Origin of the sequence: Microbulbifer guangxiensis (assembly GCF_021729075.1) — a bacterium.
In the GTDB taxonomy this organism is placed as follows: Bacteria; Pseudomonadota; Gammaproteobacteria; order Pseudomonadales; family Cellvibrionaceae; genus Microbulbifer; species Microbulbifer guangxiensis.
Genome location: NZ_JAJSAQ010000001.1, coordinates 158,863 through 176,559, shown reverse-complemented (window position 1 = coordinate 176,559; position 17,697 = coordinate 158,863). Strand labels below are relative to the sequence as shown.

Annotated in this window: 14 protein-coding genes; 2 read left to right on the top strand and 12 right to left on the bottom strand. The window is 61.2% G+C overall.

What is annotated here, in order from left to right; translation table 11 throughout:
- Window positions 1-179: 179 nt before the first annotated feature.
- The 10 genes from LVD12_RS00755 to LVD12_RS00710 all read right to left on the bottom strand — a co-directional run bounded on the left by LVD12_RS00755 (window position 180) and on the right by LVD12_RS00710 (window position 11,181).
- Window positions 180-818: an alpha-ketoglutarate-dependent dioxygenase AlkB family protein gene (locus LVD12_RS00755; RefSeq protein ID WP_237064884.1), complete on the bottom strand. Its 639-nt coding sequence runs from the start codon at window positions 816-818 to the stop codon at window positions 180-182.
- Window positions 819-901: 83 nt separating this feature from the next.
- Entirely contained in the window at window positions 902-1,918 is a 1,017-nt protein-coding gene (gene murB, locus LVD12_RS00750) for a UDP-N-acetylmuramate dehydrogenase (protein WP_237064883.1), read from the bottom strand.
- Window positions 1,915-2,685, bottom strand: coding sequence for a 3-deoxy-manno-octulosonate cytidylyltransferase (kdsB, locus tag LVD12_RS00745; protein WP_237064882.1), 771 nt, complete (start codon window positions 2,683-2,685; stop codon window positions 1,915-1,917). Before kdsB ends, murB begins: the two co-directional genes overlap by 4 nt.
- Complete coding sequence (gene lpxK / locus LVD12_RS00740) at window positions 2,678-3,712, bottom strand: tetraacyldisaccharide 4'-kinase (RefSeq protein ID WP_237064881.1); 1,035 nt, start codon at window positions 3,710-3,712, stop codon at window positions 2,678-2,680. Before lpxK ends, kdsB begins: the two co-directional genes overlap by 8 nt.
- A 2-nt stretch (window positions 3,713-3,714) precedes the next feature.
- Window positions 3,715-5,544, bottom strand: coding sequence for a lipid A export permease/ATP-binding protein MsbA (gene msbA / locus LVD12_RS00735; RefSeq protein WP_237064880.1), 1,830 nt, complete (start codon window positions 5,542-5,544; stop codon window positions 3,715-3,717).
- Window positions 5,545-5,675: 131 nt separating this feature from the next.
- Window positions 5,676-6,095, bottom strand: coding sequence for an ExbD/TolR family protein (locus LVD12_RS00730; RefSeq protein WP_237064878.1), 420 nt, complete (start codon window positions 6,093-6,095; stop codon window positions 5,676-5,678).
- A 14-nt stretch (window positions 6,096-6,109) separates the two neighbouring features.
- Window positions 6,110-6,730, bottom strand: a complete 621-nt coding sequence (locus LVD12_RS00725; RefSeq protein WP_237064876.1) for a MotA/TolQ/ExbB proton channel family protein — start codon at window positions 6,728-6,730, stop codon at window positions 6,110-6,112.
- Window positions 6,731-6,945: 215 nt separating this feature from the next.
- Entirely contained in the window at window positions 6,946-7,800 is an 855-nt protein-coding gene (locus LVD12_RS00720; protein ID WP_237064874.1) for a hypothetical protein, read from the bottom strand.
- Window positions 7,801-7,825: 25 nt separating this feature from the next.
- Entirely contained in the window at window positions 7,826-8,665 is an 840-nt protein-coding gene (locus tag LVD12_RS00715; RefSeq protein ID WP_237064872.1) for a hypothetical protein, read from the bottom strand.
- A 170-nt stretch (window positions 8,666-8,835) separates the two neighbouring features.
- The gene (locus tag LVD12_RS00710) at window positions 8,836-11,181 is read right to left on the bottom strand and encodes a DNA internalization-related competence protein ComEC/Rec2 (RefSeq protein ID WP_237064870.1); all 2,346 of its coding nucleotides are present in this window, start codon (window positions 11,179-11,181) and stop codon (window positions 8,836-8,838) included.
- 579 nt (window positions 11,182-11,760) lie between these two features.
- On the opposite strand from LVD12_RS00710, the gene LVD12_RS00705 reads away from it, so the two are divergent.
- Both LVD12_RS00705 and LVD12_RS00700 read left to right on the top strand, forming a co-directional pair.
- Window positions 11,761-12,726, top strand: a complete 966-nt coding sequence (locus LVD12_RS00705) for a porin (protein ID WP_237064868.1) — start codon at window positions 11,761-11,763, stop codon at window positions 12,724-12,726.
- A gap of 260 nt (window positions 12,727-12,986) precedes the next feature.
- Entirely contained in the window at window positions 12,987-14,414 is a 1,428-nt protein-coding gene (locus tag LVD12_RS00700; protein ID WP_237064865.1) for an amidohydrolase family protein, read from the top strand.
- A gap of 13 nt (window positions 14,415-14,427) precedes the next feature.
- Here LVD12_RS00700 and LVD12_RS00695 read toward each other — a convergent pair whose 3' ends face one another.
- Window positions 14,428-15,912, bottom strand: coding sequence for a bifunctional 2-methylcitrate dehydratase/aconitate hydratase (locus LVD12_RS00695; RefSeq protein ID WP_237064863.1), 1,485 nt, complete (start codon window positions 15,910-15,912; stop codon window positions 14,428-14,430).
- 267 nt (window positions 15,913-16,179) lie between these two features.
- Window positions 16,180-17,583 carry an ATP-dependent RNA helicase DbpA gene (gene dbpA / locus LVD12_RS00690; RefSeq protein WP_237064861.1) on the bottom strand — a complete coding sequence of 468 codons (1,404 nt, stop codon included), beginning with the start codon at window positions 17,581-17,583 and terminating at the stop codon, window positions 16,180-16,182.
- Window positions 17,584-17,697 lie beyond the last annotated feature (114 nt).

Sequence of the window (17,697 nt, the reverse complement as noted above, 5' to 3'; positions counted from 1 at the left end):
TCTCATAGCGACCGCGACGCGCGTCTCCCAGACCGCAAGCGCCTTCATTACTTCGCTGTTTTCTTGTTATTGCTCTGCGCGGTCATGCCGCGCAAAGTTCCTTTTACAGAGCCCTAAGGCAACATACCAGACAAAGCAGCGGGCGCAAAGCGCAGCCAGCACCCTGAAATGAAATGCTCTTACCCGATAGAATGGATATAACGGAAAGTAAGGCTGATACGCGCCCCCAGCTGCCGGCGGCTCTTGGCGATCTGGTGCTGCCAGTGGTGCTGCACGGCGCCGGAGGTGAGCAGTAAAGAACCGGATGGCAGGTCGAACGCCTCACGCCCTTCCCCTCCCCGCTCCCGGAAAGACAGGCGGCGGACTTCACCAAGGCTGACGGTCGCTACTACCGGGGCCTCCCCCAACTCACGCTCGTTGTCCGCATGCCAGCCCATGCCATCAGCGCCATTGCGGTAGTGATTGACGAGGATCGAGTTGAAGGCAAATCCGGCCGCCTGCAGGCGCTCCCGCAGAGCCGCCAGCGGTGGGGTCCAGGCTTCAGGACGCTGTTCCAGGCCGGACCAGCGGTACCGCACCGTGGCATCGCCAACGAACGCGTGCCGGCGGGGAATCCGGTATTCCCGGCCGAACAGGCGAACATGAGGACGCTCCCACTGCAGCGACTCCAGGCAGTGGCCCATCAGGGCATCGGCTTCATCCGGGGGGAGCCAATCGTCTACCAGCAGGCCACAACCCGGTGGCAACTGGACCAGCCGACTGCGGGAATGCCGGGCCAGCAGGTCCTTTGCCCGCTCGCGAAAAGTGCGCTCGTCCACTGTCTCCTCGTCGTGGGATCACCTTCGAGCGCCCCCTTCCCCGCCGACAGATCGAAGAACCAGGAAGCACCCGAAGGGCTGATTCAAGGGTAGTAGCGGGGCTCCGGCTCCAGATCCACGCCAAACCGGTCATGGATATCCGCGGCGATACGGCGGGCCAGGCCGGTGATTTCGGCACCGGTACCGCGGCCCGGGTTGACCAGCACCAGGGCCTGGCGGTCGTGGACACCGACATTGTCGATTCTGCGACCGCGCCAGCCAGCCCGGTCGATCAGCCAGCCCGCAGCGAGCTTCCAGCGCTCCCCGGCAGGGTAGGCAACCAGGTCAGGATGCTCGCTTTTCAGACGCTGGTAGAGTGCATCCTCCACCAGGGGATTCTTGAAAAAACTGCCGGCATTGGGAATGTCCTGCGGGTCGGGCAGCTTCGAGCGACGCACGGCGGTGACTGCCTCAGCAATCCTTGCCGGGGTAAGCGCGCCGACATCGACGGCATGTGACTCGAGATATTCCTGCAGGGCCGGATAGTCCACCCTGGGCTGCCACTGGCTGGGCAGGCGCATGCGCACCCGGGTGATGATGTACTGATCCCGTGCCGCCCCTTTGAAGACACTGTCGCGATAGGCGAAATGACAATCCGCGCGGCTAAAGTCGTGCAGCTCACCCGAGGCAATATGCACCGCGGTCAGGTCCTCGAAGGTATCCCGAAGCTCCACGCCATAGGCACCGATATTCTGGATCGGCGCCGCCCCAACACGACCGGGTATCAAAGCCAGGTTTTCCAGCCCGCCCAGTTTGCGCGATACGGTGTGCATCACCAGCCGATGCCAGTTCTCCCCCGCCGCCGCCGTCACCAGGGCGCCACGGGAGTCCTCCTCTACCGTGAGCCCCTGCAGGTCCACATGCAGCACCAGGCCCGGGTAATCCCCGGTGAGCACGATGTTGCTGCCCCCGCCCAGCGGCAGGATCGGCAGGCGCTGGCGGCGGGCAAACTCCAGGGCCTCCTGCAGCTCATCCTGGTCACCTACCCGCGCGTAGTGCGCGGCACGGGCGCGGATGGCCATGGTGTTGAAGGGCTGGAGGTCGACATCCCGCCGGATCATTGCGCCAGCAACCTCCGCATGCGCTCCAGATCCGCCTCGGTATCCACCCCACCCGGGACCTGTTCAAGGGCATCGTCCACGTGGATCTGCTCGTCGTGGTAGAGGAAACGGAGTTGCTCCAGGCACTCGAACTGCTCCAGCGGTGCCATGGGCCAGCCGACGAAGCGATTCAGCAATGCGACGCGGTAGGCGTAGATACCAATATGTCGGCGGGCGATCAGCCCCTCGGGCAACTCCTGCCGCTCGATGGCAAACGCATCCCGTGGCCAGGGGATGGGTGCACGGGAAAAGTAGCGTGCCAGCCCGCTCTCGGAGGCGACAACCTTGACGATGTTTGGATTGCGGAAGTCCTCCAGGGACTCGATTGGCTCCGCCAGGGTCGCGACACCAGCGGAAGTATTACGGGCGAGATTCCCAGCAACCTGATCAATGACCGCTGCAGGAATCAGGGGCTCGTCGCCCTGCACATTGACGATGATGCGGTCCCCGGCCAACCCCAGGTTCGCTGCGACTTCCTGCAGTCTGTCAGTGCCGGAGGCGTGGTCCGCGGAGGTCATGCAGACCTCGCCGCCAAAGGCCTGCACAGCCTCGGCCACACGCATATCGTCGGTCGCCACGACGACCCGCTGCGCCGAGCTCTCGCCGGCGCGCTCGTAGACATGCTGGATCATCGGCTTGCCGCCGATGTCCGCCAGTGGCTTGCCGGGAAGGCGGCTGGAGCCAAAGCGGGCCGGGATTACAACATCAAAAGAAACGGGATCAGTCATGCCTGGCAAAGCCCTGAATATGCTGGTGAATCTTCTGGTAAAACAAATCCGGCAACCGCGCCCGCACTTCCAGTGCCCACCAGAAGGTCTGCCAGAAGTCGCGACATTTCACGGCGTCCTTCATGGTCATCATCACCGGTGTGACTCCGTCAAACTGCAGCTCCTGCAGTGAGAACTCGTGGTGGTCAGTGAAGGCCGCCTCCATGACTTCGTACCCGAGTTTTTTCAAAGTACGGAAGAACCGCTGGGGATTACCAATCGCCGCCACGCCGTGGACCGGGCCGGGCTCAGGGCCGGATTCCAGTTTCAGGGTGGAGGTCTGGTCCAGGTTGAACTGGTGCCAGCACGCCGGCTCAAGCTCCATGGTGAAGTCCAGGCGGTCGCCGCACTGCTCACGCACCCTCTCGGCGGGCTCCCCATTACTGATGACCAGATCCACGTGATCTAGGCGGGATACCGGCTCGCGCAAGGGCCCACGAGGCAGCAGGCGGCCGTTACCGAAACCGCGCTGACCGTCGATGACGCAAATCTCCAGGCTGCGCCAGAGACCGTAGTGCTGCAGCCCATCATCGGACAGGATCACGTCACACTGGTGATAATCGATCAGCGCCTGCGCGGCCTCCGCCCGGTTCGGCGACACCATCACCGGCAGGCCGGTCACCAGGCGCAGCATCAACGGCTCGTCACCGGACTCCAGCGGGTGGGACTGCTCTGTCACCTGGTAGGGATAGCTCTTCGCCCGGCCACCGTAGCCGCGGCTGACAATACCCGGATTCATACCCCGCTCATGCAACCAGCGGGCGAGCTCTGCAACGAGGGGCGTCTTGCCGGCGCCGCCGGCGGTGATGTTGCCGACCACGATCACCGGCACCGACAGCGGCTCCGGTTCGTGGGACCTGGCCCAGCTCTTGCGGCCTTTCAGGGCCAGGCGGTACAGGCCCTCTACCGGGGCCAGCAGCGGCAGGCCGCTGGCGGCCCTCCCCTCGGATGGGTACCAGCGATTGTTGAACCAGTCTTCCAGTGACATCCTTACCCCGCCGTCTGCTGCTGCAGTAAGGTCGCGTAGCGACCGCCACTTGCCAATAGTGTTTCGTGATTACCGCTCTCGATGATACGGCCCTGCTCCATCACCAGGATACGGTCCGCATTTTCAATCGTGCTGAGCCGGTGCGCGATAACGAAAGTGGTGCGATTTTTCATGACCTCAGCCAGTGCCGCCTGGATATGGCGCTCGGATTCATTGTCGAGCGCCGAGGTGGCCTCGTCCAGGATCAGAATCGGCGCATCCTTCAGCAGCGCCCTGGCAATGGCGAGGCGCTGGCGCTGGCCTCCGGACAGCATCTGTGCGTTGTCGCCAAGAACCGTATCCATTCCATCCGGAAGATCTTCCACGAAGTCCGAGGCGTGCGCCAGCTCCACTGCGCGCCTGACCGCATCCGGCGACGCATCGGCCAGCTCGCCGTAGGCGATGTTGTTGTAGACCGTGTCATTGAACAGCACGATGCTCTGGGAAACCATACTGATCTGCCGTCGCACTTCCGTCAGCGGCACCTCGGCAATGTCCACGCCGTCGATCAAGATCCGGCCCTGGGTCGGCTCATAGAAACGCGCCAGCAGGCTCACCAGGGTGGACTTGCCCGATCCGGACGCGCCTACCAGCGCCACGGTCTGGCCGGGCTCCACGGCAAAGTCGATGTCGCTCAGTACCGGCGCCGACGCCGGGTCGTAGCTAAAGCCCAGGTGTTCGAATGTCACGGCACCGCGGACCGGGTCCGGCAGTGCCAGGGCTCCGCCCGCGGGTTCTTTGGGTGCATCGAAGACTTCGAAAATGCTTTCCGCCGCGGCAATGCCGCGCTGAATATCCGCAAATACCTCGGAGAGGCTGCGCACTGGCTTGGCCAGTGAGGCGGCCGCACCGATATAGGCGGCGAAAACGCCGGCGGTCATGGATTCCACCATCCCGGGTGCCAATGCCAGCCACACGATAGTCGCCGTAGAGAGCCCGACGAGAATCTGGATCACCGACACGCTGGTGTTATCCGCCACCACCAGCTTCATGAACTGTTGCCGGTTATTGTCACTGGCCTGGGCAAAGCGCTTGTTTTCATAGGCCTGCCCACCATACATCCGCACGACGTGATAACCGTTGATGGCCTCCTGGGTAACGTGGGTCACGTCGCCCATGGTGTTCTGGATGCGGTGGCTCAGCTTGCGGAAACGCTTGCCCACGACACGCACGATCAGCGCGATGATGGGCGCAAAAAGAAAGAAGGTCAGGGTGAGTTTCCAGTTCACCAGCAGCAGGTAAGTCAGCAGGCCCAGGGTGGTGAACGACTCGCGGATCATCACCTTCACCGCCTTGGTGATGGAGTTGGTGACCTGCTCGACGTTGTAGGAAACCTTGGAAATCAGGTAGGCGCCGGTGTAGCGGTCGAAATAGGCACTGGGCAATTCACCGATTTTTACGAACAGCTCGCTGCGCAACTGATGAATGACCGCGCGCGCCACGTAAGCGAGGCCATAACTGCCGATGAAGTTGCCACAGGCCCTGAGCACGATAATCAGCAGCATGCCGAGGGGAATCAGCCAGCGGGCCGTTTCCTGCGGCATGATACCGCCGGGAAAATAACCGGCGACAATCTTGGCGAGGAAACCGCGGCTTTCCTGAATACCGGCACCCACGGCATCGAGCAGAAGCTCGGTGACCGCGATCAGGCTGACACCCATGACGGAGAAAAGCAGGAAGCCGAATACGGCCAGGGCAAATATCGGCCAGTATGGCAGGGCGTAGGTAAGCAGGCGGCGGTAGGTTTCCGCACCGCGTTGAGGCTTGCGCGGCGGCGTTTTAACTCTGTCCATACAAACTCTTGGCCGGGCTCCCTGCGAGCAAACCATACGGCGCCCGGGCCGCTGATTCGCCCGACGGGGCCTGACAGCAAGCCCCTGATGATGGCAGGGACGGATTGCGCTGCAGGCCCTCTCGCGAGGCGTTAGTTTTCGTCAGGTTGCCGCGTGGTGATACTGAGGTGGACAAACCCAAGCTGGCCGGCGGCATCCATGGCGCGAACCACCGCCTGGTGCTCCGCGGTGGCGTCAGCAGTAATGACAAGCGGGCGATTGTACTCGCCTGCGGAAACTTCCGACAGCGCCGATTTCAGGGTAGCCAGTTTTTTGTTGATCAGGGCGCGACCGTCGACGGCATAGGAGCCGTCCGCATTGATAAGCACCTCAATGGTCAGGGGCTGAGCCTCCGCCTGGGGCCCCGCTGCCTCCGGCAGGTTGAGCTTCAGGTGGCTTTCCTTGGTGAAGGTGGTGGAGACCATGAAAAAGATCAGCAGCAGGAATACCACGTCAATCAGTGGTGTCAGGTTGACCCCGTCCTGCTCCCGCTTCTGGCGGCGAAACTGCATGTGACTTACCCCGCTCAGACGGCTTCGATACGGCGGTCACTGTGCAGGGCATCCACCAGCTTTACCGCTTCCTGCTCCATGGTCACCACGATGTCGTCGACCTTGCGCTGGAAGTAGCGATGCGCCATCAGCGCGGGGATGGCCACGGTGAGGCCGGCAGCAGTGGTGATCAGGGCCTGGCTGATACCACCCGCGAGTACGCCCGCGTTGCCAGTGCCCTGAAGCATGATCGCCGTAAACACCTGGATCATGCCCACGACCGTGCCCAACAGGCCGATCAGTGGCGCAACCGCAGCGATGGTACCCAGCGCACCGAGGAACCGCTCCAGCTCGTGGACGACCTGGCTGGCGGCTTCTTCAATGCTGTCTTTCATCACCTCGCGGCCATGCCGGGAGTTGGACAGGCCCGCAGCAAAAATACGACCCAGATGGCTGGAGTCCCGCAGGGACTTGAGCTTTTCCCCGTTCATCTGGTTGTTCTTCAACCAGCCCCAGACCTCGCCGAGCAGGCTCCGCGGCGCAATACGACGGGGGTTGAGCGTCCACAGCCGCTCGATACAGATGGCGATCACCGCAACGGAACAGAGGAGAATGGGCAGCATCAGCCAGCCGCCGGATTTTATTATTTCGAGCACTTTATCAGACCCCAAAACTGCCAAAGGGAATAGCGGCCTCAGACTCTACCACAGCTGGTGCCGGCGTCTAAGTCCCCATTGCGGCAACTTCCTCCGGCTGTGAAGCAGGCAACAAACCACTGACTGAAAGCGCCCCGTCCCTAAACGCAAAAAACCGCCCCCGCTTCCGGGGACGGTTTTCATCATGCCAGGCCGACAGGTACCGGCCGGCCGTTTTATTTCCAGGGATGCTCGGGTTTAGCCGGCTTCTCAGGGCGCTCGGGCTTCTCGGGGCGCTCAGGCTTGTCCGGACGGTCGATTTTCGCCGGTCGATCGGAAAGCTCCATACTGGCTACTTTCTCGGCCTTCTGTGCGTGATCCGGACGCCCGCCTTTGGACATCTCAGCCACCTTGTCCGGGCGACCGCCCTTCTCCATCTTCGCGGTTTCAGCGGTGCCTTCAACCTCGGTAGTCTTTTCCGGGCGGTTGGAGCGGATGCCGCTGATGACCTGTCCCAGATTCAGGCCCAGATCCTTGGCGATCTGGCCCCAACCCATGCCTTCAACTTCACGCATGTACAGAATGTCGTTGATGGCCAATTGCTGGGCGGTCGGGGTTGAGGTTTCGCCCCCTAATTCCGCAGTGTCAGTTTCAGTGGTGGGGGTTTCTGCCTCGGCTGCCTCAGCCTCGGCAGCTTCGGCCAGCTGCTGAGCCAGCTGTTCGGCCAGCGCCAGGGTGATAAAGACGTTGCCGTAGCCCATGCCGGTATTTCCGACATCCTCACCGTCAGGCATACCACCGTCTGGCGTTGCGACCTCAGCAGCGCCCTCAGTGTCGCTCTCACCGGACAGGTCTTCCCAAACGATGGTGCCGTTGCGGAGCCCCTCTACGGTTGCATCGGCATCATCTCCGAGAAAATCGGCAAAGAAGCCCGAGATCTTGGTTGAAGGCACATCGGAAACCGACTCCACCACTTCAACTTCTGCAGTATTAGTGTCAGGCATGTCTTCATCGGCCCAGGCCGTCAGGCCACCGGCCAGCAGGCCGGCCATCACGGCGGGCAGGACGCGTGCTTTGAACGGAATTCTCATGTTCATTCTCCTGTTTGTTTATTCATTAATTTCCTGGGCGGTAGCTCAGCTGAAAGCCGAAGCCCTGGTCCGGGCTGCCGTCAGCCAGGCCCATATAGGCGTAAGCCATCGCGCTCCACTGGCTGTTGAGCTTGTGGTTGAAATAGCCGAACAGCTCGGCGGAGGGATCACTGGTTTCGGTGGTCGCCTGCTGGTAATCGAGCGACATGCCGACACTGCTGGCTTCAGTCAGCGTATAGCCGCTACCGAGGGAGGTGTACCACACATCATTGAGTTCAGTTTCCGGCAGGTCGCCCTTGAATTTCCGCGCGACGGTGGCAAACGGCGTGAAATTGCCGGCCACGGTGAATACCTCGGCCTGCAGGGTGTAATCCGCCTCGCCGGTACCGAGCCCCTTCTCTGCATCGGCAGTCGGGACCTTGTACTTGGCAGACAGGTCAAAAAACCAGCGTTCTGCCACCGGTTCCAGGCTGTAGGTGCCGGTCAGCCACAGGTCACCGAGGCCGGACTCGGAAACCATTTCAATCTCTTCCGACTGCTGGCCACCGCCATTACCGGGCCCCAGGGGGCCGCCGCCACCATTGCCGTTGCCACGCCCGACGATCACACCGCCGTCGCCACCGGGTACGACGCCGCCCGGGCCCTCGATCTGGACGAAGGGCATGGACGCCTTGAAGGTCCATTTGTCGGAGGGTGCATAGCTGACTGTGAACGGGGTGCTGACAATCTCGGTGTCCGCGCTGTCACCGTAGTCACCGCTGCTGATGTCGGTCCCCAGGGTGTACTTCCACTCGGATGCTAGCGCACTGGTGCTGGCAGCGAGGCCCGCCACCGCGATGGCGCTGAAGAGTGCAGTTTTTCTCATGTTGGATATCCGGTACTTCTTATCTCATCGGGATTGGTGGGAACTTAGCACAGCTCCCGCAGGGGGATGGGACCTACATCTCACCACCGAGTTCCGGTGACGGAGCAATTTGCTCGGAATTTGATACAGGCCGCAAGGTCTGTTGGAACGGGTACTCAGCGAGGGAGTCCTCAGGGCCGATGCCAGAACCGGCCTTCGTCGCGGGCCAGGGTGACCCGGGGTTCCTCTGCAGTTCTGGAATCCCAGCGGATCGTCACTGCCCCGCTCTCAGCGGTGGAGAAAAGCCGGGTGTCGTGCCGGCTATAGCGCTCCACCACCTCGGGGTGGGGATGTCCGAAGTGGTGCCGATAGCCCGCGCTGAACACCACCATTGCCGGCCGACTCCAGGCCAGCAATGCGTCAGAGGACGAACTGCGGGATCCGTGGTGGGGAGCCACAAGCAAATCCACCGCCGGCAAGTCCGGGTACCGGCTCGCCAGCTGGCGTTCCACGGAGCTGGAAATATCCCCAGCCAGCAGCACGCGCCGCCCGTGCCACTCGATCAGGGCGACACAACTATGGTCGTTCTCCTCCCCGCTGAGATCCGACCGATCCGGCCACAACCAACTGATGCGCATGTCACCGAGCCTGTTGGACTCGCCGGCAATACAGCGGGAGCCGGAGGCTGGGGAATAGCCTCCCAGCTTCTCAGCGAGCGCCCCGGGGGCTTTCACGCCCGTCACCGACATTGACTCTGTCAATCCATGAAAGCCTCCGGCGTGATCGCTGTCACCATGGCTCAGCACCAGCAAATCCACACTCCGGGTGCCCTCCCCGAGCAGGAATGGCGCCAGTATCTGGCTGCCGGTGTTCCAGCCCTCCGCCGTACCCGGACCAGCGTCGTAGACCAGCGCATGCGCCGGTGTCCGCAGGACGACGGAAAGCCCCTGCCCCACATCCAGCACCGTCGCTTCCAGGGTTGGCGGTGCCTGGTCCCGCGGTACCCAGGGTACAAAAAGGTCGACAATCAGCAGGATTGGTACTGCCCAACCCAGGTTCCTCCCCGGGATCCCTGCGGGTAACACTAGCCACAGCAGACCTGCAGCATAGAGGGCCAATAGCCAGGGACTGCCGGGGGGCCCGCCGCTTAGCCATGTTTCTCCGGCCAGTCCCGCACCACCCAGCACCGCCATCAGTGCTTCCAGTTGCATGCTGGCCAGCGACAGGCACCACCACCCTGCCCCGGTTCCCACCAGCAGAGTCCCGGTTAAAAGCAGAGGGAGGATACCGATGGCTAGCCACGGAATGGCGATCAGGTTGAACAGGAACCCGGAGAGGCCGAGACCATGGAAAAACACCAGCGATGGCAGGGCAAGCGTGAGCCCGATCAGCCACTGGCTGCGCAGGAGTTCCCGCAACCACTGACCGCCGCGGCTGAACGCGGCAACCGGCACCCCGCCGGACGGGGCGCCTGTCGTGCTCCCCGACAGCCGGTAGCGGCCCCGGAAACCAACCAACAGCGCAGCCACGGCAAGAAAAGACAACCAGAACCCGGGGCCATAAAAAGCGAAGGGCTGCAGCGTCAGTACCAGTGCCAGGGCAACCGCAAAAGCAAAACCACTGTGAAACCTGCGGCGCCAGTACCAGGCAACAAAGAAAACCAGCAGCATGACCAACGCCCGCCGGGCGGAGAGCGGCGCACCGGCCAGCAGCACATAGGCACCCGCCGCCAGCAGGGAAAAGCCCGGCACCAGAATCCTTGGGCTCCGCCCGAACCATAGCCCCAGCAGCCTCGCCAGCAAACCGGCGAGCAGGGCCACAGCCCCGGCAACCATGCCGACATGGAGCCCCGAAATAGCAATCAGGTGTGCGGTACCGGACTCCCGCAGGCGCCGCTGATCCTCCACAGAGAGTCCACTGCGATCACCGAGCACCAGTGCCAGCATCAGGTCGAGCTGGTTTAGCTCACTGGCGACCAGCTGCTCACGAAACCACTGCCGGATCGCTGTGAGCCCGGGCTCGCGGCCGATCAGGCGAGGCTCCGCATCCCGGGGCCGGACATATCCGGTGGCATACACGCCCTGACGCAGCATCCAGCCCTCAGCATCGAATCCATGCGGATTCACGCTACCACGGGGTCGCTTGAGACGGACGGGCAGCGACCAGACAGTGCCGCCCTGAAGCTGCCGGACGATTTCCGGGGCGGCCCGATACCAGGTGAGCCGGATCCGCTTGCCCCGGTATTGCGGTTGCGCTGCAGTGGGAAGGACCTCGGCGCTGAAACGGATGTCCATACCGGAGGTTCGGCCAAAGTGCCCCGACGATTCGCGGGTCGCCGGCAGGGACACGATACGCAGCGGGAGTGTCAGGTCACTGCCATGGGCACTCTCGGGCAACCGGTTGTCCAGCAACCGATGCCCCTGAAAGCTCACGAGCAGCGCTCCCAGTATGCCGGCGAGGACGACCGGGATCAGGACCCGCCGCCAGGGAAGCATTGCCGCGAGCGCCAATACCATGAGCCCCACTGCAGCAACCATTAGAGGCTCTGGCAGCGCGGGCAAGCTGCCACAGGCAAGGATGCCCAGGACATAGGCCACCAACGGCCCGGGGCCAACCCCCAAAGCTGCTGGCACCCTTCGCCCACTGCTGGCAGTTTGCGCGGCCTGTCCCGGCCCGATCAGTGTCTCCACTCGAATCCCTTCCCCGCTTCCCTTCCACCTGTTCCCTTCCACCAGCTCCATTACCGATCACACCCCGGCGCCCCGCTCTTCGCCCAGCCCTCGCAAAGGCCCGAGGCTGGCGGGCTTGGCCGCTGGCCGGAACCGCCGTTGAAACGGCGGTTCCGGCCAGCTCGACTGATGAGGATCCCTTTGTGCCAGATCCCGGGCTGGGGCGCAAAAGGCTGAACGCCCGTGGGTCGGGAAGGCCCGAAAGGTGCTCAAACAGCCACCATCCGGTTCACTTTTCGAACCGGCAAGTCACAAAAACTTAAAAAAAATGTCTTCTTTAACCTTTTTGTCACATTCGATGCGCAGAATCCGCACCAACTCGAGGGATGGCAGACATTCGGACAACCGGCCGGCCCTCAACCACAACCATAACTGTGCGAGACGACCATGAAGAAGACTGCTATTTCCCTGGCGATTGCTGCTGCGGTTCCGGCCCTGGCAACTGCGCAAGACGAATCCAAAGCACTGGAGCTGTACGGCAAGGCCAACGTGGCTTTCCAGTCCGCTGACGAAGGCGATGGCGACATCACCGACATCAAGAGCAATGCTTCGCGCCTGGGCGTCAAGGGCGAACTGCCCTTCGACAATATTGATATCGCGGGGGGGCTCAAGGGCATCTATAAGATGGAATACCAGGTGGATGTGGACGGCGATGCCGAGGAGACTTTCTCCCAGCGCAATATCTACGCTGGTCTGGAAGGCGGCTTTGGTCAGGTGATCGGTGGTAAGTTCGACACCCCGCTGAAAGTGGCCCAGAAGAAGGTCGACCTGTTCAACGACCTGGAAGGCGATATCAAGAGCCTGATCACCAAGAGCGACAACCGCGAATCCAACAACCTGCAGTACACCACCCCGTCCTTCTTTGGTGGCTTCAAGGTTTCTACCGCGTTCATCAGCAACCGCGATGAAGTGATTGGTGTTGACGAGTTCGAGAACGAGATTACCCGTGACAACGGCACTTCTGTCTCATTCGCCTACGACAACGCCGGTGTCTACGTCGCTTATGCCTATGACCAGGACGTAGAGGCCAATGGCTGGGACACCTCCCGCTTCGTAACCCAGTACAACATCGGCCCGGTTCAGGTCGGTGCCCTGTACGAAGAGCAGGAAAAAGAAGACGGCAGCACCCAGGATGGCTGGATGACCTCCGCTGCCTACAAAATCAATGCCTGGACCATGAAGGCCCAGTATGGCCAGTCTGACATCGTGCAGGCGGATGGCGAAACCTACAGCCTGGGCCTGGACTACAAACTGTCCAGCGCAGCCAAAGTCTTCGGCTTCTTCACCGACGAGACTGCTGCTGAAGATTACGCTCGCAGCTATTTCGGTATCGGTACTGAGCTGAAGTTCTGATCCGGACCCCAGACGTCTGAAACACCCCGGCCTCAGCGCCGGGGTTTTTCGTTGGCCAACTTAAATCTGCGTCATCTGTGGGCATCGCACCGCCCCGCTTCCCCCCCTCCGACTTTCATCGTTTGTCCGTAATGTCTTTAAGGGCAATCCTGCACCCTGGTAATACCGTGAAATCGCATTAGACGAATTTCTTTGACAAACTGGGCCAGCTGTAAGGAAACCCACAAACGGAATATGGAGAGACCTGTATGCGACTTGCGATGAGCATATTTGCAATCAGCCTCAGCGGCTGGTGTGCCGCCGCCCCGACATCACTCATCAACGCCACCCTGTACGATGGTACCGGAGCACCGGCCATTGAAAATGCCGTGGTCATTATCGACCAGGGGAAACTTCAGTGTGTCGGCACTGATTGCCGTGTCCCCGAGAAGTCAGAAGTAATCGACCTGAAGGGCCAGTACATCACCCCCGGGCTTGTCGACGCCCATGTGCACTACGCCGCCAATGGTTCCTTTGGCACCAGGGCGCTCACAAGCCCTGATCCGGAAAAATACGACCTCGATAAAATCCAGCGGGACCTGAAGAGCAACTACTGGCGCTGGGACCGGGCCTACCTCTGCTCCGGTGTGACCGCTGTGCTGGATGCTGGAGGGTTTCCCTGGACCCTGGACTTGCAGTCCTCCTCCATCACTAGCCCCGATCGTCCGCACTATGTCAGCGCCGGTCCGTTGATTACCCATACCCGCAGCGAAATGAGCACCAGCGTACTCGAGAAACAGAAAGCACTTGGCACCAGTGAATTTCTGCCAATGCATTCTGACAAGGCCGCCGTTGATGCCGTGAAACAATTGGCAGAGTCGGGAGCGTTTGCTGTAAAGGTCTGGTACATCAAGCCAGAGGAGAAGTTCAGGGCAGATTTACAGAAGCGCATGAAACTCATCGGCGATGAGGCAACAGCCCATGGCTTGCCGCTGATTGTGCATGCCACCCATCTGGAAGGGGCGAAAGCGGCAATGAAAGCGGGAGCCAAAGTGCTTGTACATAGTATCAACCATGAGGAAGTGGACGAGGAGTTCCTCCGCCTCGCAAAAGACAACGAGGTCATCTACGAGCCGACTATGGCAGGTGGAGAGCTATGGGCTGCCGGTGACGCCCGACTGTTCTTTGGGGAAAAGCCGGAATTTGACGACCCCAATGCCAGCATCGACGAGAGAACCCGCAATCTGATGGAAAGTGAGTTCCAGGAGTTGCACCCCATTGCAAGGAAAGAGCAATCATTCGAATGGATCACCGGCGGCCTGATCCATATGGGTGAACATGCATCGATCATGGAGAGAAACTTGAGGAAAGTCCATGAGTATGGAATCCCGGTAGCCACCTCCACCGATGCTGGCAACCCCTTCGCCTTTCACGGACCCACCATCTATACCGAAATGGAAAGGATGGAGCGCGCAGGCATTACTCCTGCGGACATTATCGTCATGTCTACACAGAACGGCGCTCGCGCAATGGGGCAGCTTGACCGGTTTGGCACTCTCGAGAAAGGCAAGAACGCCGACCTGGTGATCCTGAAAGAAGACCCGGGCAAGTCCACCAAAGCCTTCCGCAGCATTACCCACGTGATGCGTCTCGGCAAATTGCATGATGTCGCAGAGCTGGGAGGCGGTGACCGGGCATCAGGGTCATGACACACCGCAGCCCTTAAATCACAAACCGGTCCATGAATTCATGGACCGGTAATTGCTTCAGAAGCTCGCTGTCATCAAATAGTGCTTGAATCTCCTCGCACCGCTGGCGAGGGAAGCAGGTTGCGAGATTTCTGTGGAACTTTTTTTCCAGCAGCGGAATCCCCTCTGCCCGCCGGCGGCGATGACCCACAGGATATTCCACGACCACCTGCTCGGTGGCCGTGCCATTGGTAAAAAATACCTGTAACGCATTGGCGATCGAACGCTTGTCCGGATCCAGGTAATCCGCGGAATAATTCGGATCCTCGATAACCTCCATTTTCTCCCGAAGCCTGTCGATCTCCGGATGTGCACAATGGAAAGCATCTTCATAGTGCTCAGCCCGTAATTCACCAAAAATGAGCGGCACCGCAGTCATGTACTGCAGGCAGTGATCGCGGTCAGCGGGGTTCGCCAGTGGCCCCTCCTTGGAGATAATGCGAATGGCAGATTCATGCGTGGTAATTACAACCCGGTCGATCTCTTCGAGGCGATTCCTGACCTGGGGATGCAGGGCGACCGCAGCCTCACAGGCCGTCTGGCTGTGAAACTCGGCAGGAAAGGAGATCTTGAAGAGAATGTTCTCCATCACATAGTTGCCGAACGGACGGGAGAAACTGAAGCTGCGCCCGGATTCTGGCTTGATCCGCTGGTCCGTGTTCGTCTTGCTGAACAGCACATCGTAAAAACCCCATTGGGCGGCCGTCAGCGCCCCCGGAATGCCCATCTCCCCGCGCATGGCGATATCCGCCAGTTGCACCCCGCGGGCAGTGGCATCGCCCGCAGCCCAGGACTTTCGGGAGCCCGTGTTGGGCGCGTGCCGGTAGGCGCGCAGCGGGTGCCCATCGACCCAGGCGTGAGAAATGGCCGATAGCAGCTGCTCACGGTCTGCGCCCATAAGCCGGACCGCCACCGCTGTCGAGGCCACCTTCACCATGATTACATGGTCTAGCCCGACACGGTTGAAACTATTCTCCAGAGCAAGCACACCCTGGATTTCATGGGCCCGGATCATTGCATCCAGAACATCGCGCATCACCAGTGGCTGTTTACCGGTTGACAGGTTTTTCTGTGACAGGTGGTCGGCCACCGCAAGAATGGCACCGAGATTGTCCGAGGGATGCCCCCACTCCGCGGCCAGCCAGGTATCGTTGTAATCGAGCCAGCGCACGGTACAGCCAATATTCCACGCACCCCTGACCGGGTCCAACCGGAGCCGGGTCCCGGGGACGCGGACGCCATTCGGGACCACCGTTCCCTCAACCAGCGGCCCTAACAGCTTGGTGCATTCGGGAAAACCCAGTGCCAGCAGGCCGCAGCCGAGCGTGTCCATCAGGCAATAGCGCGCAGTCTCCCACGCTTCCCCGGAGTCAATCCGGTAATCCAGGACATAGTCCGCGATATCCTGGATGACCCGATCGTACTCTGGGCGGATATTCTCATCGACATTGGCGCTCATCTCAGCTCCCGGTCGGTCACCTGATCAATTCCCCATCAGCACGGCTGCCCCTGCGGCGAGCGCATGCCATTTCAAACCAGTTGGCAGGTAGTCCGGCGATAGGGAGTCTGATGCAATGAGGATAGATTGGTCCGACGGAGCGTGCTTTTCAGTGCCCTTGCCGCCTCTGCGGCAGGGGCTTGAAGCGATAAGCTCGGCCGAAAGAGCACCCAGGAAATGCTGAGAGGCTGGGTTGCTGGTAGACACAGACAACCGGGGAAAGAAGGTTCAGACGCCGACAATCCGCGCGCGGAACTTGCGCCCTTTCAGCTTCCCGTTGGCAAGCTTCTGCAGCGCCTTTTTGGCGACGGGGCGCTCTACCGCGACAAAGGTGGAGAAGTCGAATAGCTGGATTTTGCCAATCTGTGTCCCATCGATACCGCCCTCACCAGTCAGGGCGCCGACCACATCACCCGCGCGCACTTTCTGCTTCTTGCCCCCATCGATCTGTAGGGTAGACATCACTGGTCGAGTCGGCGTAAAGGCTCTGGGAAGCTCCGGGACTTCCTGCAGGGTGATTTTCTGCTGCAGCAGTTCTTCCAGCCGCTCCAGCTTGTAGATCTCTTTTTTGCTCACCAGCGACAGGGCCACGCCCTTCTGCCCTGCCCGCCCGGTGCGACCGACCCGGTGCACGTGCACTTCCGGGTCACGGGCCAGATGGTAGTTCACCACCACCGGCAGCTCTTCGATATCGAGACCACGCGCGGCCACATCCGTTGCCACCAGAATGGAGGCGCTACCGTTGGCAAACAGCGCCAGTGTACGATCCCGATCTTTCTGCTCCATATCACCGTGGAGCGCAAGCGCGGCAAAGCCGGCGCGCTTCAACGCCTCAGCGGCCTCGTCGGTTTCCTTCTTGGTATTGCAGAACACCAGGGCAGACGATGTATCGTAATTCGCCAGCAACTGGTATAGAGCCCCGGGCCGCGCCTCGTTGTTTTCCACCCGGTAGTAATTCTGCTCGATGGTGCTCTGGGTGTGGGCTGCCGCCACCTCCACTTTCACCGGATCGCGCAGCACCCGGCTAGCGAGTGCATCGATGGTTTTGGGATAAGTGGCGGAAAACAGCAGCGTCTGCCGCTGCTGCGGAAGCTCTGCCAGAATCTGGTCCAGTACCGCCTGGAAGCCCATGTCGAGCATCCGGTCCGCCTCGTCCAGGACCAAGGTGTCCACATTGCTCAGGTCGAGGTTGCCCTTGCGCAGGTGATCTTCGATCCGGCCGGGTGTACCCACGACGATATGAGCCCCGTGCTTGAGCGAGCCGATCTGCGGCCCGAACGGCATACCACCGCACAGGGTCAGGATCTTGATGTTGTGAATGGCCCGCGCCAGCTTGCGCAGCTCCCGCGCCACCTGGTCCGCCAGCTCCCGGGTGGGACAAAGCACCAGCGACTGCACCCGGAACCGCTCTACCTGCAGTTTGTGCAGCAGGCCCAGACCAAAGGCCACGGTCTTGCCGGAGCCGGTCTTGGCCTGGCCGATGACATCCCTACCCTCCACGATCGCCGGCAGCGCCGCGGCCTGGATTTCCGTCAGGCGCTCATAACCGAGGTCCTCCAGGTTCTTGAGGAGAGCCGGCTCTAGCGGCAGTGACTGGAAATCGCGGGGGTGGTCAGTATCGGGGCTGGTCAAGACAATGACTCGCGTCGGGAAATGGCCGCGTATTGTAGGTAAGCAGCGGCCAATTTCCTATTGATAACGGCTCGGGGCTAACCAGCCTGAGTGTAGGACCAGCACCCGGGAAGA

Bases quoted from the DNA above. Each gene is read 5' to 3' on its own strand.
- LVD12_RS00720 (WP_237064874.1), bottom strand. From the start codon at position 7,800: ATGAGAATTCCGTTCAAAGCACGCGTCCTGCCCGCCGTGATGGCCGGC.
- msbA (WP_237064880.1), bottom strand. From the start codon at position 5,544: ATGGACAGAGTTAAAACGCCGCCGCGCAAGCCTCAACGCGGTGCGGAA.
- LVD12_RS00695 (WP_237064863.1), bottom strand. From the start codon at position 15,912: ATGAGCGCCAATGTCGATGAGAATATCCGCCCAGAGTACGATCGGGTC.
- murB (WP_237064883.1), bottom strand. From the start codon at position 1,918: ATGATCCGGCGGGATGTCGACCTCCAGCCCTTCAACACCATGGCCATC.
- LVD12_RS00730 (WP_237064878.1), bottom strand. From the start codon at position 6,095: ATGCAGTTTCGCCGCCAGAAGCGGGAGCAGGACGGGGTCAACCTGACA.
- LVD12_RS00715 (WP_237064872.1), bottom strand. From the start codon at position 8,665: ATGAGAAAAACTGCACTCTTCAGCGCCATCGCGGTGGCGGGCCTCGCT.
- LVD12_RS00705 (WP_237064868.1), top strand. From the start codon at position 11,761: ATGAAGAAGACTGCTATTTCCCTGGCGATTGCTGCTGCGGTTCCGGCC.
- lpxK (WP_237064881.1), bottom strand. From the start codon at position 3,712: ATGTCACTGGAAGACTGGTTCAACAATCGCTGGTACCCATCCGAGGGG.
- LVD12_RS00700 (WP_237064865.1), top strand. From the start codon at position 12,987: ATGAGCATATTTGCAATCAGCCTCAGCGGCTGGTGTGCCGCCGCCCCG.
- kdsB (WP_237064882.1), bottom strand. From the start codon at position 2,685: ATGACTGATCCCGTTTCTTTTGATGTTGTAATCCCGGCCCGCTTTGGC.
- LVD12_RS00710 (WP_237064870.1), bottom strand. From the start codon at position 11,181: ATGGTTGCTGCAGTGGGGCTCATGGTATTGGCGCTCGCGGCAATGCTT.